At 51.2% G+C, this 25940-nt stretch carries 25 protein-coding genes and 3 tRNA genes; 9 read left to right on the top strand and 19 right to left on the bottom strand.

The genetic code is table 11. The features are described from left to right. The first annotated feature begins 242 nt into the window (after positions 1 to 242). The 3 genes from LGL98_RS08850 to LGL98_RS08840 are packed head-to-tail and all read left to right on the top strand — an operon-like array spanning position 243 to position 3626. Positions 243 to 629, top strand: coding sequence for a GtrA family protein (locus LGL98_RS08850; RefSeq protein ID WP_032192118.1), 387 nt, complete (start codon positions 243 to 245; stop codon positions 627 to 629). 11 nt (positions 630 to 640) lie between these two features. Beyond that, positions 641 to 1612 (top strand): glycosyltransferase family 2 protein, encoded by a 972-nt coding sequence (locus tag LGL98_RS08845; RefSeq protein ID WP_023312627.1) that lies wholly within the window; start codon positions 641 to 643, stop codon positions 1610 to 1612. Beyond that, entirely contained in the window at positions 1602 to 3626 is a 2025-nt protein-coding gene (locus LGL98_RS08840; RefSeq protein ID WP_136030115.1) for a hypothetical protein, read from the top strand. Before LGL98_RS08845 ends, LGL98_RS08840 begins: the two co-directional genes overlap by 11 nt. Before the next feature lie 919 nt (positions 3627 to 4545). On the opposite strand, the gene LGL98_RS08835 is transcribed toward LGL98_RS08840, so the two are convergent. The 6 genes from LGL98_RS08835 to uvrY form a co-directional block, all read right to left on the bottom strand. Continuing rightward, positions 4546 to 4632, bottom strand: a tRNA-Leu gene (locus tag LGL98_RS08835). Between the two features lie 13 nt (positions 4633 to 4645). Next, a tRNA-Cys gene (locus tag LGL98_RS08830) sits at positions 4646 to 4719 on the bottom strand. Between the two features lie 40 nt (positions 4720 to 4759). After that, positions 4760 to 4835: transfer RNA gene (locus LGL98_RS08825), tRNA-Gly, on the bottom strand. A gap of 150 nt (positions 4836 to 4985) precedes the next feature. Next, positions 4986 to 5534 (bottom strand): CDP-diacylglycerol--glycerol-3-phosphate 3-phosphatidyltransferase, encoded by a 549-nt coding sequence (gene pgsA / locus LGL98_RS08820; RefSeq protein ID WP_004141115.1) that lies wholly within the window; start codon positions 5532 to 5534, stop codon positions 4986 to 4988. A 57-nt stretch (positions 5535 to 5591) separates the two neighbouring features. Next, entirely contained in the window at positions 5592 to 7424 is a 1833-nt protein-coding gene (gene uvrC, locus LGL98_RS08815) for an excinuclease ABC subunit UvrC (RefSeq protein ID WP_136032144.1), read from the bottom strand. Beyond that, complete coding sequence (gene uvrY / locus LGL98_RS08810; RefSeq protein ID WP_002911539.1) at positions 7421 to 8077, bottom strand: UvrY/SirA/GacA family response regulator transcription factor; 657 nt, start codon at positions 8075 to 8077, stop codon at positions 7421 to 7423. Before uvrY ends, uvrC begins: the two co-directional genes overlap by 4 nt. Positions 8078 to 8538: 461 nt before the next feature. Between uvrY and LGL98_RS08805 the strand changes: the two genes are divergently transcribed. Beyond that, positions 8539 to 8763, top strand: coding sequence for a DUF2594 family protein (locus LGL98_RS08805; RefSeq protein ID WP_004203457.1), 225 nt, complete (start codon positions 8539 to 8541; stop codon positions 8761 to 8763). 67 nt (positions 8764 to 8830) lie between these two features. On the opposite strand, the gene sdiA is transcribed toward LGL98_RS08805, so the two are convergent. The 5 genes from sdiA to tcyJ all read right to left on the bottom strand — a co-directional run bounded on the left by sdiA (position 8831) and on the right by tcyJ (position 13162). Beyond that, positions 8831 to 9553 (bottom strand): quorum-sensing transcriptional regulator SdiA, encoded by a 723-nt coding sequence (gene sdiA, locus LGL98_RS08800; protein WP_136032142.1) that lies wholly within the window; start codon positions 9551 to 9553, stop codon positions 8831 to 8833. Positions 9554 to 9846: 293 nt separating this feature from the next. Next, complete coding sequence (tcyN, locus tag LGL98_RS08795; protein ID WP_136032140.1) at positions 9847 to 10599, bottom strand: L-cystine ABC transporter ATP-binding protein TcyN; 753 nt, start codon at positions 10597 to 10599, stop codon at positions 9847 to 9849. Further along, positions 10596 to 11264 carry a cystine ABC transporter permease gene (gene tcyL / locus LGL98_RS08790; RefSeq protein ID WP_008804215.1) on the bottom strand — a complete coding sequence of 223 codons (669 nt, stop codon included), beginning with the start codon at positions 11262 to 11264 and terminating at the stop codon, positions 10596 to 10598. Before tcyL ends, tcyN begins: the two co-directional genes overlap by 4 nt. A gap of 15 nt (positions 11265 to 11279) precedes the next feature. Continuing rightward, positions 11280 to 12266, bottom strand: coding sequence for a D-cysteine desulfhydrase (gene dcyD, locus LGL98_RS08785; RefSeq protein WP_136032138.1), 987 nt, complete (start codon positions 12264 to 12266; stop codon positions 11280 to 11282). 95 nt (positions 12267 to 12361) lie between these two features. Next, the gene (gene tcyJ / locus LGL98_RS08780) at positions 12362 to 13162 is read right to left on the bottom strand and encodes a cystine ABC transporter substrate-binding protein (RefSeq protein WP_004203468.1); all 801 of its coding nucleotides are present in this window, start codon (positions 13160 to 13162) and stop codon (positions 12362 to 12364) included. 200 nt (positions 13163 to 13362) lie between these two features. Between tcyJ and amyA the strand changes: the two genes are divergently transcribed. Further along, positions 13363 to 14850, top strand: coding sequence for an alpha-amylase (gene amyA / locus LGL98_RS08775; RefSeq protein ID WP_136032136.1), 1488 nt, complete (start codon positions 13363 to 13365; stop codon positions 14848 to 14850). Between the two features lie 41 nt (positions 14851 to 14891). Here the strand turns inward: amyA and yedD are convergent, their stop codons facing one another. Further along, positions 14892 to 15326 (bottom strand): lipoprotein YedD, encoded by a 435-nt coding sequence (gene yedD, locus LGL98_RS08770; RefSeq protein WP_168435315.1) that lies wholly within the window; start codon positions 15324 to 15326, stop codon positions 14892 to 14894. A gap of 373 nt (positions 15327 to 15699) precedes the next feature. Here yedD and rcsA point away from each other — a divergent pair, with 373 nt between their 5' ends. Continuing rightward, positions 15700 to 16323, top strand: coding sequence for a transcriptional regulator RcsA (rcsA, locus tag LGL98_RS08765; RefSeq protein WP_136032134.1), 624 nt, complete (start codon positions 15700 to 15702; stop codon positions 16321 to 16323). 32 nt (positions 16324 to 16355) lie between these two features. Here the strand turns inward: rcsA and dsrB are convergent, their stop codons facing one another. Beyond that, positions 16356 to 16547: a protein DsrB gene (gene dsrB, locus LGL98_RS08760; protein ID WP_012541227.1), complete on the bottom strand. Its 192-nt coding sequence runs from the start codon at positions 16545 to 16547 to the stop codon at positions 16356 to 16358. 133 nt (positions 16548 to 16680) lie between these two features. Between dsrB and LGL98_RS08755 the strand changes: the two genes are divergently transcribed. Next, complete coding sequence (locus LGL98_RS08755) at positions 16681 to 16902, top strand: DUF2525 domain-containing protein (protein WP_136032155.1); 222 nt, start codon at positions 16681 to 16683, stop codon at positions 16900 to 16902. 299 nt (positions 16903 to 17201) lie between these two features. Here the strand turns inward: LGL98_RS08755 and dgcQ are convergent, their stop codons facing one another. Both dgcQ and LGL98_RS08745 read right to left on the bottom strand, forming a co-directional pair. Beyond that, positions 17202 to 18881 (bottom strand): cellulose biosynthesis regulator diguanylate cyclase DgcQ, encoded by a 1680-nt coding sequence (gene dgcQ / locus LGL98_RS08750; RefSeq protein ID WP_136032152.1) that lies wholly within the window; start codon positions 18879 to 18881, stop codon positions 17202 to 17204. A 139-nt stretch (positions 18882 to 19020) separates the two neighbouring features. After that, complete coding sequence (locus tag LGL98_RS08745) at positions 19021 to 19932, bottom strand: DUF808 domain-containing protein (protein WP_136032132.1); 912 nt, start codon at positions 19930 to 19932, stop codon at positions 19021 to 19023. A gap of 183 nt (positions 19933 to 20115) precedes the next feature. Between LGL98_RS08745 and yedA the strand changes: the two genes are divergently transcribed. Further along, on the top strand, positions 20116 to 21027 hold the full coding sequence (gene yedA / locus LGL98_RS08740) for a drug/metabolite exporter YedA (protein WP_136032130.1): 912 nt from the start codon (positions 20116 to 20118) through the stop codon (positions 21025 to 21027). Here yedA and LGL98_RS08735 read toward each other — a convergent pair. The 4 genes from LGL98_RS08735 to drpB form a co-directional block, all read right to left on the bottom strand. Then, the gene (locus tag LGL98_RS08735) at positions 21002 to 21496 is read right to left on the bottom strand and encodes a very short patch repair endonuclease (RefSeq protein ID WP_136032128.1); all 495 of its coding nucleotides are present in this window, start codon (positions 21494 to 21496) and stop codon (positions 21002 to 21004) included. The genes yedA and LGL98_RS08735 overlap by 26 nt on opposite strands. After that, on the bottom strand, positions 21477 to 22877 hold the full coding sequence (locus tag LGL98_RS08730) for a DNA cytosine methyltransferase (protein WP_168435314.1): 1401 nt from the start codon (positions 22875 to 22877) through the stop codon (positions 21477 to 21479). Before LGL98_RS08730 ends, LGL98_RS08735 begins: the two co-directional genes overlap by 20 nt. Before the next feature lie 76 nt (positions 22878 to 22953). Continuing rightward, on the bottom strand, positions 22954 to 23661 hold the full coding sequence (locus tag LGL98_RS08725) for a phosphohydrolase (protein ID WP_136032124.1): 708 nt from the start codon (positions 23659 to 23661) through the stop codon (positions 22954 to 22956). A gap of 42 nt (positions 23662 to 23703) precedes the next feature. Next, the gene (gene drpB / locus LGL98_RS08720; RefSeq protein ID WP_136032122.1) at positions 23704 to 23985 is read right to left on the bottom strand and encodes a cell division protein DrpB; all 282 of its coding nucleotides are present in this window, start codon (positions 23983 to 23985) and stop codon (positions 23704 to 23706) included. A gap of 539 nt (positions 23986 to 24524) precedes the next feature. Here drpB and ompC point away from each other — a divergent pair. Next, complete coding sequence (gene ompC / locus LGL98_RS08715; RefSeq protein ID WP_136032121.1) at positions 24525 to 25670, top strand: porin OmpC; 1146 nt, start codon at positions 24525 to 24527, stop codon at positions 25668 to 25670. Positions 25671 to 25940 lie beyond the last annotated feature (270 nt).

Here is a 25940-nt window from a genome sequence, read left to right as displayed (position 1 = left end):
ACCAGCCAAACGATAGCAACCAGGACATTACTGTGCATCCCTACTGCCCTCGCCCAGCTAACATTACGCAGCCTGGCTGCTATGTCGGGCCTGGATACCCAGATCTAATCCAGGAGCTTTTTTGATTTCTCTTTATGCCTTATAATATCGCTCTAACCTTTAAGGATATTGTCTATGGTTTTCTGTCATTTTCATCGAACATGCGTTCGTTCCATAAAAATACATAACTTTCAATTGGTAAAATGGAGTTATTGGTGCTAACTAGTATTAAATCACAAGCTGTTAGGTATGTATTCGTTGGTTTGGCGAACACAGCTTTGACGGCAGCGGTTATATTCAGCTTGATGCAGTTCGGCGTTGGCATCTACCTATCTAATGTCTCCGGTTATGTCGCGGGCATTCTTTTTAGCTTCATTATGAACGTAAGATTCACATTCTCTACTTCATTGAGCTTAATAAAGTTCATCAAGTTCCTATCAGTCTGCGCAATTTGTTATATTTTTAATCTAGTAGCGATGAAATTCTTTTTAACACTCATGCCCCAGCATGTTTATACCGCGCAATTTATAGGCATGTTTTTTTACACAGCAATAGGTTTTATCCTTAATAAATTTTGGTCTATGAAATGAATGAGATTAATATGGACATTATGAAGTCAAAATCACCATCACTCGCAATTGTAGTGCCATGTTACAACGAAAAGGACGCGTTCCCTTTCTGTTTGGATGGTTTAACGTCAGTATTATCAAACCTCATTTCCAAAGGAAAGATTAGCGATAAGAGTTATATTCTTTTTGTAGATGATGGAAGCAGAGATGATACCTGGGAACAAATTAAGGCCGCATCCTGCAAAAATTCTTTTGTCCGAGGATTAAAATTATCAAGAAACCGAGGACACCAGATAGCCCTAATGGCGGGATTATCAAACGCTGATACAGACGTAACTGTTAGTATTGATGCAGACCTGCAAGATGATATAAGTTGCATTGAAAAAATGATCGACAAATACCACGAAGGATTTGAGATTGTTTATGGAGTACGCGATAACAGGGACAGTGATTCAGTCTTTAAAAGAACCACAGCAAATAAATTCTACTCGCTAATGAGTTGGTTAGGGGTAAATCAGGTTCCCAATCATGCGGATTTCAGACTACTGGGGCGCACTGCGCTTTCGGCTCTGAATAAGTTTAAAGAGCAAAATGTTTATTTAAGAGGGCTTATCCCCCTTCTTGGCTATAAATCTACTAATGTTTATTATAGTAGGGATGAAAGGGTCGCGGGCGAATCGAAGTATCCTTTAAAAAAAATGCTCTCGCTGGCGCTGGAAGGAATAACTTCCCTTACAATTACTCCATTGCGTATGATCGCTATGGCTGGCATTGTTACATGCTTAATATCATCAATTGCAGCCATCTATGCAGTCATTGAGAAATTGCAGGGGGACACTGTTGCTGGGTGGACTTCAGTCATGATTGCCATTTTCTTCCTTGGTGGTGTTCAAATGCTCTCTCTGGGTATTATTGGTGAGTATATTGGGAAAATTTATATGGAAAGTAAAAACAGGCCAAAATTCTTTATCGAAGAGAAAGCAGGTGGTGAAAATGAGATATAATAAGCCCCCATCAATTATTTTATTATTCATGATTTTGTTGGTGGTGGTTATCCAAACCAGCATATTTATAGCTCATGAACAGAACATTTACTATTGGGATTTCAATGGATACTGGAGAATGTGGGAAGAGTTTTGTGCCACATTCCCTAATGAGCCTATCAACTCAATAAGGACAGTCTTTCACTCTATTAGACATGATGACTATAACTCTCTTCCTGTCGCCATCACGTCATGGTTCTATCTTTTTAATTTACCTTCACGGCTGTCTTATATAACTTCATTGGCTGTGATGTATCTTTTCCCTACAGTAATACTCTTCCATTTACTGTGTAAACGTTTTTCTGATAATCACTCTTTTGGCTGGTTGTTACTTTCTTGCATTTTACCTTTAACCTTTGTGGCTTTTTGGGCCCCAACGCTTAAAGGATATCCTGATATATCAGGCTTAATCCCAATAATTGCTGCATTACTATATGTTTCGAGCAGTGATTTCGGTGATAAGGTTAAAATTAAAAAAGCCCTTGTGACTGGATTACTTCTGTGGTCTCCATTCTTATTGAGAAGATGGTACGCATATACGGTTGTATCATTGTATATATCATTACCTGTGCTTAATTATTTCCTCTACAATAATGCCAAGCATAGCTTTGGTCGCGTGGCCATCATTATCAAAAATTTTTTCGTTGCTGGTATTTTCTCCGTATTGCTTACCTTGATATTTCAGGGTGCATTAATTAAGAGAGTAATTACAACTGACTACGCCACAATATATTCTGCTTATCAGTCCTCTCTCAGTCATTCCATTGAAAATCTTTATAATGATATCGGTTTATATCTATTCCCCTTTGTAATCATTGGATTGCTTTCCATTTTTCGGCGTAAAGACCGTAATGATAAAATCCTTATCATATTCTCAGCTTTTAACTTAGTATTTAGTTTTTTCTTATTTACAAGAACACAAAGCCCCGGCGTACAACACTGCCTTCCTTTTGCTCTTTGGGCGTTAATAATCGCTACCTTGGGATTAAAAACGTTATTGCATCTTGCTACCAGCAAAACTTATCAATATTCAATGCTCATTGCCGTCACTGGTTTATGTTTTTTTATTAACTACACTTCGCTATTTAGCGCAAAACAATATACAACGATTGACAAGTTGTTGCCTATCAAATCGTTGCCTATGCACGTAGATAATTTCAACAATTACGTTACTCTCGTTAAAAATATTGAATCGCTTACACAGGGAAATGAAAAAGTCACGATACTTAGTTCAAGTTCAGTACTTAATGACGATATGATAAATACCATTTCCTACCGGAAATTAACAGGGAAAATAGCATATGCTTCTCAAGTTGATCTCAGAGATGGTATTAATATTGAATCTTTACTCTCGAAATATTTTGTTGTAGCGGATCCGATACAAACACACCTGACACCGGATGGGCAAAGGGTAATTACCATACCAGCAAATGAAATTCTTTCAGGTGACGGAATTGGTGCTGCTTTCAGGAGAATAGGCCCTGCCTATAAACTGTCGGATGGAGTTACTGCATACATTTATGAACGAACGCGTTCCTATACCGATAAAGAGATTAAAAACTTTTTTTCACTTTTCTACAAGCATTACCCTCAATGGGAACAAGTATATGGGAAAGGGCTTTACTATCCGTTTCTTTCAGCAAGTGTAGTTGTTGGTGATACCTGGGGTAAATTTACCATCTCCGATAATGGTGAAATCGATGCCCATCCAGGAGACAACACCCCTACCACAGCGAAATGGATACTAACTGGAGTTAACACGCTTGTTTTTGACTCTTACAACACGACGTGTAGTAATGCTGATGGTGTGGACATAAAAATTAGCAACGATGAAGGAAAATCCAGTAATGTTTATATTAAAAACGGCAGTAGTGGAATCATGGATGTTGAGGAATTTTCAGGTAAAGAATCAACCATTGAAATTCTCAAACACGAAAACTCTGCTTGTGACTCTATTAAAATAACCGCAAAATAACTCCTACCCCCTTACTTAAATAAGGGGGTGTTCTCTCAGTTTACTGTAGATATATTCTCACTCAGTTAATAAATATCATCACAAACCAATACATCACATCTATCTAATTATACCCGGTATATATTTTATCTAAAATAGTTCCCCTCCGCCATCAACTCAATACAACAAATCGCATCCTGTCGGCATACTCATTCTATTTGCCACTACTAATTTTTAAATCATAATACAGCTCGCTTAATCATTTTATTCAGTTTTGCGTCGCACCGGCAGAAGCTTCCCCGAGAATAACGCGATATCCAGCACGCCGAAGAGAGGCCATGAGGCGCAATCACGATATCCTCATCATAGACGATATGATCATACTGACGGAGTCCCCTTAAATCGAGGCTGTTTAACGCGCTACGCCGGGAGGTCTTGTTTCACGGATAGGGCAGACGCTCACCCTAAAACAGCGTGGTGTGCTTCTGAACCCGATTAAATACCACAACCAGCATGAAGAAGATCTGCGAGAGACAGAACCCGACTTCGGAGCTATTTTTAATGCCCGGAACGTATAAAAAACTTGCTGATACGTGGATGTCACACCGCGAAAATCGCAGCACAATAAAAGCGCCCCCTCTGCAAATAGGTTCCTAATTTTAGGCTGTGATGGCACAAAGGGCCTCTTATGTGGAGGAATGAGCCGAAGAGAGGCAGGCTAAGCCAGGTCACCAGCATTCAGGACAAACGGTAATTTCAATGTATGACCGGATAACTTAAATCGTGTCGGTTGTTGGCGGTCGGAAAAATGAATGGATATGCGTTCCAGGGAAATTATCTTCGGACGCATCTTTGGCAAGGAGAGTTTTAAACACAAAAAAACCACCCGTAGGTGGTTTCACGACACTGCTTATTGCTTTGATTATTCTATATTTCCCAATGGTACCCGGAGCGGGACTTGAACCCGCACAGCGCGAACGCCGAGGGATTTTAAATCCCTTGTGTCTACCGATTCCACCATCCGGGCTCGGGATATAAAGTGGAGGCGCGTTCCGGAGTCGAACCGGACTAGACGGATTTGCAATCCGCTACATAACCGCTTTGCTAACGCGCCTTTGATACTGAAGCACCCGCAACTGCCGATGCTGTTAATCTGGAGCGGGAAACGAGACTCGAACTCGCGACCCCGACCTTGGCAAGGTCGTGCTCTACCAACTGAGCTATTCCCGCATTATCAAGTTATTTGCTAATCACTTGATTTTGTTATCGTCTGGAAGACTGTGCTGCCGTTCGATGCGTTGCATTCTACTTATCTCTCGCGATGAGTCAACGGTATTTTTCGCAACTTTGTGTCGTTTGCTGAAAATAACGGCGAAACGATCACTGATCAAGCAAATCGCCGCGCGCCGCGTTCAAATACTGCAGCATCGACCACAGCGTTAACACCGCCGCCACGAGGAAAAGCGCAATCCCGGCCCACTCCACCCACGGATAAGGACGCCACAGCATCCACACCAGGGCGGTCATCTGCGCCGTCGTTTTCACTTTGCCAATCCACGAGACCGCCACGCTGCTGCGTTTCCCCAGCTCCGCCATCCATTCGCGCAGTGCGGAGATTATGATCTCGCGGGCAATCATCGTCGCCGCGGGTAGCGTAACCCACCAGGTGTGATAGTGCTCGGCAACCAGCACCATCGCAATAGCCACCATGACTTTATCGGCTACCGGATCAAGGAAGGCACCGAACCGGGTGCTCTGGTTCCAGCGACGGGCCAGAAAACCATCAAACCAGTCGGTCACCGCAGCAACAAAGAAAATGAGCGCGCAGGCAAACGGGGCCCAGCTAAAGGGAAGATAAAACGCCAGCACAAAGAACGGGATCAGGATGACGCGAAACAGAGTAAGCAACGTAGGGATATTAAATTGCATAGTGACGGGTAACTATCTGTTGTAAGTAAAAATTAGCCCTATGTTGCTACAGAGCCCCTAATGTTTCAACGAGTAGAAGATCTTTTCTGCCAGAGCGTGAGAAATGCCCGGTACTTTGGCAATTTCCTCGACGCTGGCCTGCTGCAGCCCCTGCAGACCGCCCATATACTTCAGCAGCATCTGACGACGCTTCGGCCCCACCCCCTCGATAGTCTCCAGTGTGCTGGTACTTTTCACTTTCGCCCGTTTTTTCCGATGCCCGGAAATCGCATGATCGTGTGATTCATCGCGGATATGCTGGATAACATGCAGGGCTGGAGAATCCGGCGGCAGGCTAAACCCCTCCCCTTCCGGTTCAAAGAATAACGTTTCCAGGCCGGCTTTTCGATCGCTACCTTTTGCCACGCCCAACAGCAGTGGATGATGTTTATCCCAGGGCACATCCAGCTCCGCAAACACCACTTTCGCCTGGGCCAGCTGTCCCTTGCCGCCGTCTATAAGGATGACATCCGGAATCTTGTTGTCATCAATTGCTTTACCATAGCGACGACGCAGGACCTGATTCATCGCCGCATAATCATCACCTGGGGTAATGCCAGTGATATTGTAGCGTCGATACTCCGCACGCAGTGGGCCATTGCTGTCAAACACCACGCAGGATGCTACGGTCTGTTCGCCCATGGTGTGGCTGATGTCAAAGCACTCCATCCGCTTCACTGCCGGCAGCTCCAGCACGGAGGCCAGCGCCTGCAGACGCTGATGAATGGTCGATTGCTGAGACAATTTAGTGGTTAACGCCGTCGCCGCGTTAGTGCGCGCCAGCTTAAGGTAACGCGCTCGATCACCACGCGGTTTCGTTTGCACATTGATTCGACGTCCCGCCAGCTCCGATAAGGAATCGGCCAGCAGCGTTTTATCGCCGAGACTGAAGTCGAGTAAAATCTCACCCGGCAGCGTACGCATCTGGCTCCCCTGGAGATAGAACTGGCCGACAAAGGTCTCCACCACCTCTCCCAGTTCGGTGCCGCCCGGCACTTTCGGGAAATAGCTGCGACTGCCCAGCACTTTGCCCTGACGAATAAACAGCACATGAACGCAGGCCAGCCCGGCATCAAAAGCGACGCCGATCACGTCAAGATCGTCACCCGTGTTAGAGACAAACTGTTTCTCTGTCACCCGGCGGACGGCCTGAATCTGATCGCGAATGCGCGCCGCCTCTTCAAACTCCAGGCTCTGGCTCGCTTTCTCCATCCTCGCGATGAGCTGGGTCAGAACCTGATCATCTTTACCGGCCAGGAACAGCCGCACATACTCCACCTGCTGAGCGTACTCTTCCTCACTGACCAGGCCCGCCACGCACGGCCCGAGGCAACGACCAATCTGATACTGCAGGCATGGACGCGAGCGGTTACGGTAGACGCTGTTTTCACACTGACGAATAGGGAAGATCTTCTGCAATAGCGCCAGGGTTTCCCGCACGGCATAGCCGTTAGGGAAAGGACCAAAATACTCGCCTTTCGCGTGCTTAGCGCCACGATGCATCGCCAGGCGCGGATGAGTATCACCGCTGAGAAAGATGAAAGGGTAGGATTTATCGTCGCGTAACAGCACATTGTAACGTGGCTGATACAGCTTGATATAGTTATGCTCCAGCAGCAGCGCTTCCGTCTCGGTATGAGTGACGGTCACGTCAATTTGTGCAATCTGCGCCACCAGGGCTTCGGTTTTACGCGACGCGAGATTGCTGCGAAAATAGCTGCTAAGCCGCTTTTTCAAATCTTTGGCTTTGCCAACATAGATGACGGTCCCGCCAGCATCATACATTCGATACACACCGGGCTGGCTGGTCACCGTTTTCAGAAAAGCTTTTGCGTCAAAAACATCACTCACTGGCTTGCTAACGACTCCGCATTACACAGGCCATGGCGAATTGCCAGGTGGGTCAGCTCGACATCGCCATGAATGTTCAATTTGCTGAACATCCGATAGCGATAACTGTTAACCGTTTTGGGACTCAGATTCAGTTGCTCTGAGATCTCATTCACCTTCTGACCTTTGGTGATCATCAGCATAATCTGCAATTCGCGTTCAGACAAACTGGCAAACGGCGATTCCGTTTTTTCCGGTTCAATCTGACTTAACGCCATTTGCTGAGCAATATCGGAAGCGATGTAACGTTGTCCAGACGCCACGCAGCGAATCGCATTCACCACTTCCTGGGGCGCCGCACCTTTACTGAGATAGCCTGCCGCCCCTGCCTGCATGACCTTTGCAGGTAAGGGATTCTCGGTATGCACGGTCAGCATGATCACTTTGGTACCCGCCACGGAACGCGCAATTTTGCGCGTGGCTTCCAGCCCGCCGATACCCGGCATGTTCATGTCCATCAGGACGACATCAGCGGAATTAGCCCGGCACCACTTCACGGCGTCCTCGCCGCAGCAAGCTTCACCAGCGACTTTAATCCCTTTAATATCTTCCAGAATGCGTCGTATCCCTGCGCGCACCAGTTCGTGGTCATCAACAAGAAGAACGTTGATCAAAGGAATAATCTCCAGAATGAGGGATAACGCTATTGATACTTTATCTCCCACATATTACCGGGTTTTATTGCTAATTTAAAAGGCAAAAAAATGCCCTCGCCTCGATTTGGCTCTCATTTATGGCAATGTCTGTGCACACTCAGTGGAAAGTCATTGAGAACAGTGAGTTGCCGCTGTCTTATTTTTTAACAATCCTTATACAGAAAGCGCAGAAAACACAACAGATTACGTAGCTGATAAATACGAGGCAAAATATGTAACAATTATTAACGTGCTAAATAGATGGAAGAAATTAATGGCGGATTGTCGCCTATTACGTCTTATCCTATGGATAAAAGCATTCACAGCTCAGATGAGAGAACAGAAATTAAGCACTCCTTTTTTTTCTTTCGCTTGTGGTATACTGCGCGGCCTTCACATTGAGTAATGCGCAATAGCGCAGCGAGCAAACGAGGATATCGATGAGCACACCAGATTTTTCCACTGCAGAAAATAATCAAGAACTCGCGCAGGAAGTCTCCTGCCTGAAAGCGATGATGACGCTGATGCTGCAGGCGATGGGCCAGGCGGATGCGGGTCGCGTGATTATTAAAATGGAAAAGCAAATTGCGCAGATGGAAGATGAGGCTCAGGCCGCCGTATTCTCCAGCACTGTTAAGCAAATTAAACAAGCTTACCGGCAGTAATCCTGTGCCGGCTGAAAGTATGACTGACAGCCGGTATTACGTCTGGCACGCAGAACGACAGGCGCTTTCAGATTAACCCCGTCGCCACGGCGTAACAGGCGATTTGCGTTTTATTCGGCGCATTAAATTTCCGTTGCATATTCTTCTGGTGGAAATTCACCGTATTTTCCGAAATCGAGAGAATCATCGCCACTTCCGCCGAGGTTTTCCCTTCCGCGGTCCATTTAAGAATTTCCAGTTCACGACGGCTGAACTTCATCTCCGGCGGCATCACCATTTCGTCTTCCAGACGCAGGAGCGCCAGCAGGCTTAGCTCCGTCAACGTTCGCAGACGCATCTCCAGCTCATCTTCAGGATAAGAGTCCGGCAAACGGTTATTCGCCGACACGGAGAGAAAGCCCTGAGCATGATTCGGTAACGTCAGGCACTGTGTCACCCCTTTTTGCAGACCATGGTCGCGTGCCCCATCCCACAATGCCGGCGCATCGCGAAAAAGTCCATCCTCCCAGGGCAGGTGACCGCGCAAAAAATTCTCCGGCCGTAACACGGGATCTATCGCAAAATAATTCTCTGCCTGATAGTGGGACATCCATGCGCGAGGATAGGTCGACTGGAACGTGACGCGGGGTCGGGTGAACGGCACCGGATGACGTACACATAGCGTGTAGTAATCATATTCCAGCGCTTCAGTTTCTCGTTGCAGGAGATTATAAACCTCCTCACCGGTGGCCATGGACTGAAATTGATGCAGCATATCCCGCCGCCAGCTGAAAAAATCATTGTCCCTCATAGCTGTGCAAATAACTCCTGATTGATAATCATTATTATAAATACAGAAAACTAACACATAAATCTTATTTATATGTATAAAATATCGTGGCTGTCGCATTTATTAGCCCGACGCCGGGCTTTTTTCCCTCTGTCGGCGCAGAAACTCAGGTGCACTTCCGCCTTTTTCTACACCCTCTGCGCGTCGATGGGAAGCAGTGTATACGGCCATGAGGGAAATCGCGCACCGCCATGTTGGCGATAAAGGGCCTGGCGTGGCGACCCCCACCGAGAGCCGCCGCGCCAGCGCATGGTTTACTGCATCAGGAATTTTTCAAGGAACTGACGGGTACGCGGCTGCTGAGGTGAGGCGAACAGCGCTTTCGCCTCACCTTGTTCAACAATGCGGCCCTGATCCATAAAAATGGCGCGATCGGCGACATCGCGGGCGAAGCTCATCTCATGGGTCACGATAACCATCGTACGTTTCTCCTGTGCCAGCTGGCGGATGGTATTGAGTACCTCCCCTACCAGTTCAGGATCAAGGGCCGAAGTCGGTTCATCAAACAGGATCACCTCCGGACGCATGGCCAGCGCGCGGGCAATAGCCACCCGCTGCTGCTGCCCACCGGAGAGCCGGCGCGGATAACTGTTCTCTTTTCCGCTGAGCCCCACCTTCGCCAGCAGCTCGCGCGCCCGCACAATCGATTCCTGCTTGTCTTCACCTTTTACGATGACCGGCCCCTCAATTATGTTCTCCAGCACTGTACGGTGGGGAAACAGATTAAAGTTCTGGAAGACAAAGCCAACGTGCTGGCGCAGCTGACGAATGAGCCCTTTCTGCGACCCCAGGCTGCGACCGGCGTCGATGGTCACATCGCCGACGCGGATGGTGCCGCTCTCCGGTTGCTCCAGCAGGTTGATGCTGCGCAGCAGAGTGGTTTTGCCCGAGCCGCTGGGGCCGATGATCGCCACCACTTCCCCTTTCTGCACCTCCAGGTTGATACCGTGGAGCACCGTCTGGCCATGGAATTTCTTCACCAGGCTTGTTACTTCTATCGCACTCATTTCGGATCACGCTCCTGGCGGTTTAGCTGGTTTTCAAAATAGTTCTGCAGCGAGGAGAGTACCGTCGCCATCACCCAGTAGATGAGTGAGGCCGCCAGATACATGGTGAAGACCTCGAGGGTTCGCGAGGTGATAAGCTGCGCCTGTCGGAACAGCTCTGGCACCTGGATCGTCGCCGCCAGCGAGGTATCTTTTACCAGGCTGATAAAACTGTTGGACAGCGGCGGCAAAGCGACCCGCGCCGCCTGGGGTAAAATAGCCCGACGCATCGTCTGCCAGGGCGTCATGCCAATACTGGCCGCCGCTTCCCATTGCCCTTTGTCAATGGAGGCGATAGCCGCACGCAGCGTTTCCGCCGCATAGGCCGCGGTATTCAGCGACAGACCAATCATTGCCGCCGGAATAGGATCAAGCTCAATGCCAAACTGCGGCAAGCCGTAGTAGATCATAAACAGCTGGGCGATGAGCGGCGTACCGCGAAAAATGGAGATATACATGCGCGCCAGCCATTTTACCGGCCAGAGGGGCGACATGCGCATCAGCGCCAGAATAAAGCCCAGCACCAGGCCGAAAAACATCCCGCCAATGCTCAGCTGCAGCGTAAAGACGGCCCCTTTGAGCAGAAAAGGAGCGGAATCGATGACCAGTTGGATACTTTCTTGCATGCTGTGGTTTCTGTATTAGAGGTGAGGATGATAGGCAAACAGCGCCGGCGCTCCGCCGGTATGGACGAACAAAATCGGCCCTTCATCCTTAAAGCGTTTCTGCGTAATGCCATCGATAAGCCCGGCCATCGCTTTGCCGGTATAGACCGGATCGAGCAAAATCCCTTCCAGCTGCGCCAGCAACTTCACAGCAGCCATCCCATCGTCGTTTGGCGTACCGTAACCCGGGGCAAAGTAATCATCCCACAGTATAATTTCAGCTTTCGCCTGTAGTTCGAGACTGTTAGCCACGGCCTGCTGCAGCGCCACCACTTTCGGCAATTGGTCAGCGACCGAGCGCGATACCGTCACCCCAATCAGTTCCGCCTGCGGCATCAGCTGTTCAAGGCCGACCGCCAGTCCGGCATGGGTACCGGCGCTGCCGGAGGCGACCACGACTGATGAGATCTCCACGGCGTCTTCGCACTGTTGAGCGATTTCCAGCGCGCTTTCCACATAGCCTAACGCCCCGAGGGCATTCGAACCGCCAACCGGAATAACATACGGACGATATCCCTGCGCTTCGATGCGGGTCGCCAGCTCGTCGAGTTGGGCGGTAGGATCGGTCAGGGCATCGCACATCTCAACCTGGGTGTTAAACAGATCCAGCAGCAGGCGGTTGCCATTGCTCAGATAGTTCTCCGCCCGCGTGCCGATGGGGTTTTCCAGCAGCGCCACGCAGTGCAGCCCCAGTTTGGCGGCGACCGCCGCTGTCTGGCGCACATGGTTAGACTGGATCGCGCCGGCGGTGATTAAGGTATCCGCCCCCTCGCGCAGCGCATCGGCGGCAAGAAACTCCAGCTTGCGCAGTTTGTTGCCCCCCATCGCCAGCGGTGTCGTATCATCACGTTTAATAAAAATTTCACGTCCAAGGTGATCGGACAGACGCGGCAGATACTCCAGCGGCGTTGGCGCGCCGATCAGTTCCAGACGCGGAAAACGGGTTAAATTTTGCAGTGACATGGCCCCTCCTGACTCAGTTATGCTTCATTATGCACACAGTTATGCGCTAAATAAAAAAAGGCGCTTCCAGGAGCGCCTTTTTTCACCGCCGTCGATTATTTCGTCACGTCAGCGCCAAACCATTTCTCGGACAGCGCCTTCAGGCTGCCATCTTTCTGCATATCGGCTATCGCGCCATCTACCGCTTTCAGCAGATCGTCGTTGCCTTTGCGCAGCGCCACGCCTGCCTCCTGACGGGAGAAGGCTTCACCGGTTACCGCCAGAGTATTGTTGGTTTTCTTCACCAGATCCAGCGCGGCCAGGCGGTCGACCAGAATGGCGTCGATACGGCCCACGCGCAGATCCTGATATTTCGTCGGGTCGTCATCATAGGTGCGAACATCAACGCCCTGCACGTTCTGACGCAGCCACTCTTCATAGTTAGTGCCCAGCCCAACGCCGACTTTCTTGCCTTTCAGATCCGCCGCGGTTTTAATCGCGCCTTCGTTACCCTTTTTCACCAGCGCCTGCACACCGGAGATAGTATACGGGGTGGAGAAATCGTATTTTTTCTTACGCTCATCGGAGATAGTGACCTGGTTAATCACCACGTCAATGCGTTTGGAGTCCAGCGATGCCAGCATACCGTCCCATTTGGTCGGCTTGAGATCGGCTTTTACGCCAAGGTGTTTAGCCAGCTCATTAGCAAACTCCACTTCAAATCCGGTCAGCTTGCCGTCATCTCCCTGGAAACTAAAAGGAGGATAGGTGCCTTCGAGGCCCACGCGCAGGGTGCCGCGCTCTTTAATCTGATTAAGCAGGTTTTCCGCCGCAAAAGTTTTCACGCTGACGCCAGCCATCAAAACAACGGCCATCGCGCCCATCAGTGCCTGACGACCCAGAAGTGCTAATTTCATAGATACCCCGAAGATTAAGATTTTCCTGTAGTGTAAGGCGCTTAACACCCTGACACCAACATCGTTACGCTACATCTTATGCCAATTTATTATATATGATCCCGTTTAGGGTATAGCGAAAATCAGGCCTTTCTTCACCCGTTTTGCTGGATATCTCCCATACTGCAAAGGTCAGCCTGTTGACGTCTGGAGCATGGAAGATGAAAAACCCCACCTTATTGCAATGTTTTCACTGGTACTACCCCACCGGCGGCGAGCTGTGGCCTGAGGTCGAAGCGCTGGCCCCCAGTCTCAATGAAATTGGCATCAATATGGTTTGGTTGCCCCCCGCTTACAAAGGTGCCTCAGGCGGTTATTCCGTCGGCTATGACACCTACGATCTCTTTGATCTCGGCGAGTTTGATCAAAAAGGGTCTGTCGCCACCAAGTATGGCGATAAAGCGCAGTTGCTGGCGGCCATAAACGCTCTGAAGGAGCACGACATTGCCGTGCTGCTGGATGTGGTGGTGAATCATAAAATGGGCGCCGATGAAAAAGAAGCGCTACGGGTCCAGCGCGTCGATGAGCAGGACCGCACCCAGATTGATGAAGAGATCATTGAGTGCGAAGCATGGACTCGTTACACCTTTCCGGTACGGGCCGGTCAGTATTCCCAGTTTGTCTGGGACTACAAATGTTTTAGCGGCATTGACCACATCGAAAACCCGACGGAAGACGGCGTGTTTAAAATCGTCAACGATTACACCGGCGAGGGATGGAATGAACAGGTCGATGATGAGCTGGGTAACTTTGACTACCTGATGGGTGCCAATATCGATTTTCGCAATCATGCCGTCACCGAGGAGATCAAATACTGGGCGCGCTGGGTGATGGAGCAGACCGGTTGCGATGGTTTTCGTCTTGATGCCGTGAAGCATATTCCCGCCTGGTTTTACAAAGCGTGGATCGAACACGTTCAGGAGGTGGCGCCGCAGCCGTTGTTTATTGTGGCGGAATACTGGTCCCATGAAGTGGAGAAGCTGCAGCAGTATATCGACCTGGTCGAGGGCAAGACGATGCTGTTTGATGCCCCGCTGCAGATGAAATTTCATGAAGCCTCGCGCCAGGGGCGTGATTATGACATGAGCCAGATTTTCAGCGGAACGTTGGTGGAAGCCGATCCGTTCCATGCCGTCACCCTGGTCACCAATCATGACACACAACCGCTGCAGGCCCTCGAGGCGCCGGTTGAACCGTGGTTTAAACCGCTGGCCTATGCCCTGATCTTATTACGTGAAAATGGGGTGCCCTCGGTCTTCTATGCCGATCTCTTCGGCGCGTCCTATGAAGATACCGGTGGCGACGGGCAAACCTACGCTATAGAGATGCCCGTTATTGAGCAACTGCACGAACTGATCGACGCCCGTCAGCGCTTTGCGCATGGCGTGCAAACGCTCTGGTTCGATCACCCTAACTGTATTGCCTTCAGCCGCAGCGGCACCGACGAGGATCCTGGTTGCGTGGTGGTCATGTCTAATGGTGATGAGGGGGAAAAGACCCTGACGCTGGGCGAAAATTACGGCAACAAACGCTGGCGGGATTTTCTCGGTAACCGGGAAGAGATTGTAGAAACCGACGACGATGGCTGCGCGACCTTTACCTGTAACGGGGGGAGTGTCAGCGTGTGGGTAATGGAAGCTGTGCTGTGATGAGAGAAGTGTCGGGCGGGCCAGAGCGGCCCGCCGGAGCCTCAGCGCACCGAGGCTGGTGCGCTGATGGGCGCTGTCGCACGCGCTTTCGCCCATGCCTTTTCACACTCGGGAGTGAGGCGCTCAACACGGGTCAGCGTCATACGATCATAGGACAGCGTGTTGCCTTCGCGCTCGATCGGATAAATATCCAGGGAAGCCGTCACGTTGTAGATCTGACTATCGCGGTTCATCAGTTTACCCGGTTGCGCGATCACACGCTGCCACTGGCGGCAGTCGAAAGTATCCCCTTCTTTGGTGACAATCAGGCTGGCAATCGCGTCCGGACTCATCATTTCGCTCTGCGGCCCTTTCGATTGCCAGTAGCCCTCGAGACCGGCCGGCGCTGGTGCTTTAACGACGTCGTCGTAATGATCAACCTGCACACATCCGGCCAGCGCCACGACCATGCCCGCAAAAACTAACTGTTTCATCATTCATCCCACAAGCCGATAAAAAAGTATTGTGGCATTAAAGCGTTAAGCCTTCCAGCCCCGACGTTAGTGAAACCCTGAACACAGTCTGCACTAGCATGATGCCTTTCATTTGAAATAAGGAAATTCTGAAAATAAAATATTAACAAGGGCGTAACCATAGCATCTATGGGCACTTTTTGTTTTTAATTCGCTCACACTACCTGTTCTCGACTTTACTTTAAGAGTTTTCCTGGCAAATTATATGCATGGATGCGGAATAGTCTAAAGGAACTAATGGGTTCTTTCTAAAACCTACTATTATTGCCGCCCACAAGGACTGCTTCCCGTCACCACTGGGAAGTGAATATCGTTACGTGTTGATTGAGGATGGGTCATGTCAACGATGATTATGGATTTGTGCAGCTATACCCGGTTAGGATTAACGGGATACCTGACTAGCCGGGGTATAAAAAAGCAAGATATCGTTGAGGTCCATGCCGCTACAGAACTGCTTAACCAGTGCGCGGCGCGTCGTCCGGCAGTGATATTTCTTAATGAAGACTGTTTTGTGCATGACGATGAAAGTAATACGATTATCCGTCAGATCATCGTGCAAAATCCGACCACGCTGTTTGTTATCTTTATGTCGCTGGCGAACATCCATTTTGACCGCTATCTACGGGTACGTAAGAACCTGCTGATCAGTTCAAAATCGATAACGCCAAAAGACCTTGATGTCATTCTGGTTAATTATCTCAAATGCAAAAACAGTAGCCTGGGGCAGTTAAATTTACCCACCTTGTCATTGAGCAAGACAGAATCAAATATGCTGCAAATGTGGATGGCCGGACATGGGACAACGCATATTTCAACGCAAATGAACATCAAGGCAAAGACGGTATCATCACATAAAGGCAATATTAAAAAGAAAATCCAGACGCATAATAAACAAGTTATTTACCATATCGTTCGGCTCACCGAGAACATTACTTCAGGTATTCAGGTGAATATGCGCTGAAACAAACTGGCGGTGATGCCGCCAGTCCGGTTTTACGAGGCTTCTTTTTCTACGAAGATCCCATCCGGGTGCCCTATTTCATTGAAAAACCAAATCCCGAGCGGATAGTCTTCCAGCGAAACCAGATACATCGTTCCTTCACTAAACGACTCAATTGCCAGTACTACGCCCGACCGACGTGGACCACCGTCGGTCTTCACTGTCACACGATCGTTCACCTGCATAATTCATCTCCTCTATTTTTCAGCCAGTGTAGAACAAAACCGCACAACTCGCAGCGTTGTGGCCAATGACTGCCGTTTTTTTAGACCGGCTATACTTTAAGTGGCGTGAGCAACGCTCAGCGAGGGGGTAATGATGAAGACTCGATTGGCAGGCCAGGTCGTGGATGACGATGAGGTCAATGTGGATGCCCTGCTGGCAGCGATAAATGAAATCAGCGAAAGTGAGGTCCATCGCACTCTGGATGACCCGCATCGTGCCAGCATCGATGGCCGGGGCGCTCATACCTGGCGCGAGCTGGCGGAGGCGTTCGAGCTCGATATTCACGATTTCAGCGCCAGTGAAGCCAACCGTTAAACGCGGTTGAAAAAAATCCCGACTCGCAGGAGTCGGGATCAAACTTGCTAATGCAAGAAGCACTTGAAAATTCGTTACACCGAGAAATCCGATGCGTTGAAACATTATCCTCAATTATTTTGCATGACAAGCGATATTCATGACGCAAATTATTGAGAATGTAGGCGCTTTGCCATAGGCACGCCTGCAAGGCTGATGCCGAAAGGGTTCGTCGCAAACCGGTTTCATTCGATAGTGGTTTCGCCAGCACTCACTTTAAGATAATTCTCACTTTTGCCACCAGGATCGAAACGTTTTACTCACGCTTCGCCACTAAAACAGACCTGATTGCGCCCATTTTGCTTGGCCTGATAGAGTCGACGATCGGCAACCGACTGCAATGCTTCAAATTGATACTCTCCCTGCTCTTCGCTGGCGCTCACTCCGAACGAAGCGCTGACCCGCAGCGTCACGTTATTATGCAAAAAGACTTCCCGGCCCTGAACACGCAGGCGTAAGCGCTCCGCCACCGCCGCCGCTTCCCGCAGCGTGGTATTCGGCATCACGATGCAAAACTCTTCCCCACCAACCCGGCCCAGCAGATCACCCTCCCGGACCGTGCTGGCAAGCGTGCTGGCCACCGTAGACAGCACCCTGTCGCCCGCCTGATGACCATAGCGATCGTTAATGCCCTTGAAGTGATCCAGGTCGAGCTGGATCACCGCCAGCGGCCGTCCGCTGCGCTGGCAGGCCCTGGCTACCGTTATCGCTTGCTCAAACAGCGCCCCGCGATTGAGCAGACGAGTTAACGCATCGTGCCAGGCCTGCCATTCCAGAGAGGTCTGCAGGACGCTCATATTACGGACCATGCGGCGGAGCACTAGCCAGGAGAGCAACAGCATCAGCGTGAACAGGATCCACATCAGGGTCAAAGCGATGGTGATGGTGCCAAAATTTCCGCGCACGCCTTCCCGCAAGGTATGAACCCTCAGCAGTACGCCGTCAAAATTCCGTAGTTTGGTCCAACTGATATAGCGCGTCAGCAGACGCAGCCCCCCCTGGTTATCATGGGCAAACGCACGGCTGAGTAGCTCCTGTTCCCGCGGTGAGAGCAACGTGAGAACATTTCCCGGCGCGGAAGAAGCCAGCAGGTTCAAATGGCTATCATAGAGCTGATACTCCCCTTCTTGTCCTCCCTGCATGGCACTGACCAAAAACGCTTTTATCTCATTGACCGAGAAATCCATTGCCAGCACGCCGCGCCAGTAACCGGCAAAATCCAGTGGTATCGAAGCGGTGACCACCTGCTCTTCCAGTTGTGGGTCATCATCAGGAAAAGTTTGCCAGATGACGCCTCGCCCGGGATTATTCCGCTGGGTCTGTCGGGTAAACCAGAGGGCGTTGACGGCTTGCGAATAGTGGGCCATCACCTGCGACTCGTCCCGCAGCGGCAGGGTCGAGGTGAAAAAACCGCTGCGGGAGATATACTGCATCCGCTCAGCGAAATCGCGGTCATGCTGCGTCAGATTCAACAGATAGCCCAGCTCAAGAGTGGCCATCAGCTCATCCGCCGCCAGAGGATCGTCTGCTAACAGCATTGGATTGTTGCTGACGACACTGCCCGAGACGCCAAATACCGGCAGCGTTCGGCGATTTGGCAGTGCCACCCGCCAGGCTTCCAGACGGCGCTGACTCAGATAGCGCTGGCTGGCCTTACGCAAGACGTCGATATCGAGCGGCTGTTCGAGAGCAGCCTGCATCCCATGCCGAAAAAACATCATTCTGTCGATGTTGAACTGCAGCAGTCCGTCCATTTCATGAGCGACGTTCGCCAGATTGTTACGCTGGTTGGCCACGTAGGCCTCTTCCAGGACGTTGATTTCGCGCCAAATCAGCAGTGTGGAGCAAAACAGCACCACGATAAAGCACACATTGACCACATGCGATGGACGAGTCAGTTGATGAAGCTTTTTCAACGTCAACCGCAGTGACTTATCCATCATTTTCTCGCAGTACGTTCCGCAAACCTGACAGCATCCGCGCCCCAGGCGCTTTGGCCTGCGGGCGCACTGAAACGCCTGGCATTCCCGGCGCTTTGTTTCCAGGGGTAGATAACACGACGCCGAGCATCCTGACGCGTTATTTTAGGGACTGACGCAGACGGCTAACCCCCTTCACTCCCGCCAGAACCACCGCACCAATGATAAAACCCAGCACCAGATTGGCGATGACCGGCAGCGAGGAGGCTATCACCCCACCCAGACCCGCACTCCAGTGCTCAATGGCATGATGTAGCGGCGCGATGCCGTGAACCACAATCCCCCCCCCCACAAGGAACATGGCGAGCGTGCCGACGATAGAGAGCACTTTCATCAGTCGGGGAGCCACGGCTAATAATCCTTTGCCCAACCATTGCGCCAGCGTGCCACGCTTTTCCACCAGCCAGTACCCCATATCATCCAGCTTGACGATCACGCCTACCAGGCCATAGACCCCGATGGTGACCAGAATGGCGATGCCGGAGAGGATCAGGATCTGATTTAGCAGTGGTGCTTCCGCCACAATGCCGAGGGTGATGGCGACAATTTCCGCGGACAAAATAAAATCGGTGCGAATTGCCCCTTTGACTTTGTCACGCTCAAAGGCCAACGGATCGCGCTCCGCCAGCGCTGCAAGACGCTGCTGCCGCCGTTCGGGATCCTCTTTGTGCTTGCGTGCCTCCAGACTGTGCAGCACCTTCTCCACCCCTTCGAAACAGAGAAACGCACCGCCCAGCATCAACAATGGAGTAATCGCCCAGGGGATAAAGGCGCTGATCAACAAAGCCAGTGGCACGAGGATCACTTTGTTAACGAACGACCCTTTTGCCACTCCCCAGACCACAGGCAGTTCGCGATTCGCCCGCACCCCGGTAACCTGTTGGGCATTGAGAGACAAATCGTCACCCAGCACCCCCGCCGTTTTTTTCGCCGCGACCTTGCCCATCACAGAAATATCATCCAGCAGCGTGGCGATATCATCGAGTAACGTTAAAAGACTACTTCCTGCCAAAATGATTTTCCTTCTCTTTTCATCAATGTCTCCCTCGAGTATGCGTTAAAAAACGGCCGGTGCCCAAGGTACAACTAGTCAATATAAATTTAACAAGCTCACGCAAATTAAGCGCTCGCCAGCACGATTGTTTTCACGTTTACTATATGTCCCCTTTCTATCTCTGCACCGTCGTGAGGAAGTATGTCTACCCGTCAGCTGTTACCGCTTATCGGGGCGCTGTTTGCGCTGTATATCATTTGGGGCTCAACCTATTTTGCCATCGCCGTCGGCGTCGCCAGCTGGCCGCCACTCATGATGGCCGGCATTCGCTTCCTTTCCACCGGCGTGCTGCTGCTGGGCTGGCTGCTGGCCACCGGTCATAAACTGCCGGCATGGCGGCCGCTGCTTAACGCTGCACTTATCGGAATTTTACTGCTTGCCGTCGGCAACGGCTTCGTCACCCTGGCTGAACATCAACATGTCCCCTCCGGCATCGCGGCGGTGATGGTTGCTACCGTTCCGCTGTTCACCTTGTGCTTCAGCCGCTTTTTTGGCATCGCCACGCGTAAACTGGAGTGGCTGGGCATTGCGATTGGCCTGGCGGGTATCGTGATGCTAAACAGTGGTGGCAATCTGAACGGCAACCCCTGGGGCGCGCTGCTGATCCTGATCGGCTCATTAAGCTGGGCCTTCGGCTCGGTTTACGGGTCGCGGATCGTGCTGCCGACCGGCATGATGGCGGGCGCTATCGAGATGCTTGCCGCCGGGATCGTCCTGCTGGCCGCTTCCTGGCTAACCGGAGAAACCTTAACCCAGGCGCCCTCCTGGTCAGGGATTGCCGCTCTGGCCTATCTGGCTATCTTTGGCTCGCTTATCGCCATCAACGCCTACATGTTTTTAATCCGCAATGTCACCCCGGCAGTGGCCACCAGCTACGCCTATGTTAATCCGGTGGTCGCGGTTCTCCTCGGCACGGGGTTCGGTGGCGAGAGCCTGTCACTCATCGAGTGGCTGGCGCTGGCGTTGATTATTTTCGCCGTGGTGCTGGTAACGCTGGGGAAATATCTCTTCCCCGCCGGCAGCAAGGCTACCCCTTGTAAGGCGTCGAAGTAAGCGCCAGCTCGCGGATCCCCTGCGTATCGATCTGCGCGTCATGCCCGGCGCCGCAGATCCACTCTTCAAGACGCTCGGTGAGCGCCTCATCATTCAGCTTCAACCGGCCGCGCAGGGCACATTCCCAGATGATAAGTACCCGCCAGCCCTGCTCTGCCAGATGTTGCCGGTCGCGGGCGTCGCGCGCCACGTTGCCGGCGATTTTATCCAGCCAGAATGCCGTCCGGGTGGCCGGTACTTTAAACAGATAACAGTCATGGTGATGCCAGAAACAGCCGTGAGTAAAGATAACGCAACGGTAGTCGGGTAAAGCGAAATCGGGGCGTCCCGGCAGCGCGCGATCCTGGGCGACAAAGGTGAATCCCGCCCCCGTCAGCAGCGCCGCTATCCGCTTTTCAATCGCCGTATCGCGCGTGGCGATAGCCCGCATATTTTTACTGCGGGTGGCTTTATCGTGAACATCCGCCATCGTTATCATCCGCTTCACGACGCGCCACCGCCTGAGCGATGCGCGGCGCCAGGAGTCTCGCCACCGCGGCAAAGACCGGAACCACCACCGAATTGCCGAACTGGCGATAGGCCTGGGTATCCGATACTGGAATGCGAAAACGCGTCCCCTGCGGCGATTCAAAGCCCATTAGCCGGGCGCACTCGCGCGGTGTCAACCGGCGAGGCCGCCGCTGCTGATTTTGCGGATCGTCAAAGTGCTTCTCACCCAGCGCCCGGTCCCAGCCGCGATCGACAAGAATTTCGGCACCATCTTTATAGTAGCGGGCAGACAGCGTCCGGGCCACACTGTGGGGGTTGCTGGGGTCAACCAGGCCATAACCAAAACCATTGCCCCGCGCCTGATGCTTGCGGGCATAACGATAAAGATATTTCCACAACACCGCGGTGAGGATAAATTTTGCATCGACCGTCGGCTCCAGCAGCTCGCCAAACGTTGGCCGCACCGCTGGGTACTGCGCCGCGATGGCGCGGAGCGTAAATCCTTCATGCAGCTGCAGATCGCGACGGAAACCCACCAGCACGATACGCTCCCGGTGTTGAGGCAAGAAATGGCGTCCATCGATCACCTTGGGATCATCCGGCCCGATATGCCCCGCGTCAGCCACTTCATAGCCCAGCTCATCCAGCGTCTGCATGATGATGCGGAAAGTGCGCCCCTGATCGTGACTTTTGAGGTTTTTAACATTCTCCAGCACAAAAATAGCCGGCTGACGGGCAGCGATAATTCTCACCACATCAAAAAACAGTGTTCCCTGGGTTTCGCAGGCAAAACCGTGGGCGCGGCCCATGGCATTTTTTTTGGACACCCCGGCAAGTGAGAAAGGCTGGCAGGGAAAGCCGGCCAGCAACACGTCATGCTGAGGAATGGCTTCACGAATATGCTGTGCCGCCTCCTCGTCACTGACCTCAGGACGATGGCTGAGGGTAATATCGCGGATATCTTCATTAAAACGATGCTGCTGCGGATCGCAGTACCAGTTAGCCTTATAGGTACGCACGGCGTGCTTGTTCCACTCGCTGGTAAAGACGCATTGTCCGCCGATAGCTTCAAAACCGCTGCGGATCCCGCCGATGCCGGCAAACAGATCGACAAAACGGAACCCATAGTGCGGATGATGAGCAGGCGGGGCCGGCAGCAGTGTTGCAAGGTGGGCGATCTCCTGCGGACGTAAACGTTCCGCCGCGCGGTTGAGCGTCACTACGCGCTTGAGGATTGCCGCGCTCCAGTGCTGCTCCCCGACGCTTACCAGCTCGGCGACCAGCGTTTTCACATCATAGATCGTCATCAGCTGACGCAGCAGCGCCTGAGCCTCTATCCCGGCCTGCTCTGCCAACGACAACGACCTGTTTTCCTTAATTAACTTTTGCGGCATATCCTCAACCAGCGCGGACGATTTTTGCAGAGAGTACCATAAATCAATGGTCGGTTGACGCCTGCGGTGCAAAGCGGCGTAAAACCGCTTCATCCAGCGCCAGCGGCTCGCCCTGCAGCTCCGCGCTGAGCTTGGCCATAAATTCGACGAGAAAGCGCGCATTATGCTCGGCCATCGCTCTGCCTCTGACTGTTTGCATGCTTTCCGGCAGGCGCAGGAGTTTGCACTGGAAATGGTCGAGAGCATATTTTCTGTCATCCAGCGCCCGCTGGTCGGCAAAGGGATCAGCGGCATCAAATAAGATGGTGTTCAACGCGCCGGCGACAGCAAAGACCCGCGCCAGGCCAATAGCGCCCAGCGACTCGAGCCGATCGGCATCCTGGACAATTTTCGCCTCCAGCGTGCGCGGTGGGATCGCCGCGCTGAAGCTGTGCGCCTCAATTGCATGGCTCACCGCCGGGTAACGCTCCACGGGAAAATCAGCAAATGACGACTGCAAAATAGCGAGGGTTTTCTCAGCGGCCATCATTGAGGAGCGGCTTCGCTCGGGATGATTTTTAGGCAGACTGACGATGTCATGAAAATAGCAAGCCGTGAGAAGTACCAGCCGGTCGACCTCCTCACCCGCGGCCAGCTGAATGGCCGTGGCCCAGACGCGACGAAAATGGGACAGATCGTGCGCGGCATCATCCTGCGTGTGATGCGTGAGTATCCAGTGCTCAAATCGTTGCTGCCAGTCAACCAGGTCCATAAGCTTTCCTCTATATGAAGGTCAGCCCCGAGCATAGCAACTTTACCGCGGATTATCTTGCCCACCGCGGGATGGCCGGGTATACCAGACGACCGCGCCGAGGATGGATCCAATACCGCCGAGGACTAGCATGCCCAACAGCGCACCCAGCCATTTCCCTGCCGTGGTTCCAAAATCGCCGTCCACACTGGCGCCGGGAACGCTCTGAATTTTGCCAACCACCCACCAGTAACGCACAATGACCCAGATACAGTATCCGCAAAAAGCATACAACGCCCATAACGCGAGCTTCCCTCCGGGGCTGCGTTTTGCCTGCTCTTCCATCTCTTTCCTCTCCGTGACACAACACACTACCGCCACCTAAAACGTGACTAGCATCACATTATACCGCCAACACGCGTCACAGGCAGCAGTTTCATCTCTTTCTTCTGCACCATCTCGCGACTTCTGCTGCCAATGCGCACAGACTGAAGAGGTGTCTTGATTATTTCCCCGTACGCTTGAAGCTATTCACTCTTTAAATAACGCAAGCTGAGTTAATAATTATCTGGTTATTTCCATTCACAAAAAATAAATTTCCATAATGAATAACTCTTTTGCATATAATTTATACAATCCATTTCATAAAATTAACAACAACCAACTAGATATTCAATAAAGTATTGCTATATATGAAAATTATAGGTTGGATGGAAATATTTAATTTTAATATAAAGAACCATATTGAAATAATTGGAAATATTTTACATCATTTATTTACATATTTTATTTTAAATAAAAAAGAACTTAGTCGTTAGTATCTGATAGTCATTCCGGAGGGATTGTCATAATTCATAGCAATTATTATTAAAAGGGAATATATAATGAAAAGAAAAGTACTGGCACTCATAGTACCGGCACTCTTAATGGCCAACGCCGTTAATGCCGCGGAAATCTATAACAACAACGGCAACAAACTGGACCTCTACGGTAAAGTCGACGGCCTGCATTACTTCTCTGACGACACTTCAGAGGACGGCGATCAGACTTATGTTCGCTTTGGTCTGAAAGGCGAAACACAAATTGCCTCAGAATTAACGGGCTACGGTCAGTGGGAATACAATATTCAGGCAAACACCACCGAAAAAGAAGGCGCGAATTCCTGGACCCGTCTCGGCTTTGCCGGTCTGAAGTTTGCCGACTGGGGCTCACTGGATTACGGTCGTAACTACGGTGTGGTTTACGACATTGAATCCTGGACCGATATGTTGCCGGAATTTGGCGGCGATACCTACACCCAGACCGACGTCTACATGACCGGCCGTACCAACGGCGTGGCCACCTATCGTAACAGCGACTTCTTCGGCCTTGTCGATGGCCTGCACTTCGCCCTGCAGTATCAGGGTAATAATGAAAACGCCGGTTCTGGCGAAGGCACTAATAACGGCGGTGATCGTAAACTGGCGCGGGAAAATGGCGACGGTTTCGGTATCTCCAGCTACTACGATCTCGATATGGGCATCAGCTTCGGTGCAGCCTATTCGTCTTCTGACCGTACTCATAACCAGCTGGCAGAAGCTCGTAGCAGCCACCGCTACGCCAATGGCGATAAAGCCGATGCCTGGACCGTCGGCGCGAAATATGATGCCAACAACATCTATCTGGCCGCCATGTATGCTGAAACTCGCAACATGACCTTCTACGGCAACGATAGTTTTGGCGGGATTGCCAACAAGACGCAGAACTTCGAAGTAGTCGCGCAGTATCAGTTCGACGACTTTAATTTACCGCTGCGTCCGTCTGTGGCTTATCTACAGTCGAAGGGTAAAGATCTCTACACCTATTCTCGCTACGGCGACAAAGATCTGGTCAAGTATGTCGATATCGGCATGACCTACTACTTCAACAAAAATATGTCCACCTATGTGGATTACAAAATCAACCTGCTGGATGAAGACGACCGCTTCTACAAAAACAGCGGTATCGCGACCGATGACATCGTCGCCCTCGGTCTGGTCTATCAGTTCTAATCCCCATCTAAGCCCGCGCTCAGCGGGCTTTTTCTTGTTCCCGCTCCGTTGAGATCACTCTTTTCGACATTGCCGCTTTCCAGGCGCACTTTCCCTCTTTATGATGCGTTTAAACTCGTTCGGGCAACATTCAGCGGTAAAAACACAAAAGGATCAGGCGCGCAGGCGTTTTACGCTGAAACCAGGACGATGATGATGGCGATACCCCAGCACGGGCGTTATACCTGAAGCTAACGGAATCATCGAAGGGGAATGGTCTTACGAGGAAAA

Origin of the sequence: Klebsiella africana (assembly GCF_020526085.1) — a bacterium.
Taxonomy (GTDB): Bacteria; Pseudomonadota; Gammaproteobacteria; order Enterobacterales; family Enterobacteriaceae; genus Klebsiella; species Klebsiella africana.
This window is presented reverse-complemented; position numbering and strand designations above follow the sequence as displayed.